Consider the following 275-nt stretch of genomic DNA (forward strand, 5'->3'; position numbering starts at 1 on the left):
CGGGACAGCAGGATGTGCTCGCGGGTCTGCGGCATGGGGCCGTCAGCAGCCGAGCAAACCAGGATCGCGCCGTCCATCTGGGCAGCACCGGTGATCATGTTCTTCACGTAGTCGGCGTGGCCCGGGCAGTCTACGTGAGCGTAGTGGCGTACCGGCGAGTCGTATTCGACGTGCGAAGTGTTGATGGTGATACCGCGGGCTTTCTCTTCCGGCGCGTTGTCGATCTGGTCGAAGGCGCGAGCGGAGCCACCCCAGGTCTCGGAGCAGACCTTGGT

1 protein-coding gene is annotated in these 275 nt (G+C 64.4%); it reads right to left on the minus strand.

Translation table 11 applies throughout. The annotated features are described in order from the left end of the window. Window positions 1-275, minus strand: a 275-nt coding sequence (locus P3W75_RS14365) for a GTP-binding protein (RefSeq protein WP_276228030.1), incomplete at both ends; no start/stop codon positions are given.

It is taken from the genome of Pseudomonas citronellolis, from assembly GCF_029335315.1.
GTDB lineage: Bacteria > Pseudomonadota > Gammaproteobacteria > Pseudomonadales > Pseudomonadaceae > Pseudomonas > Pseudomonas citronellolis_A.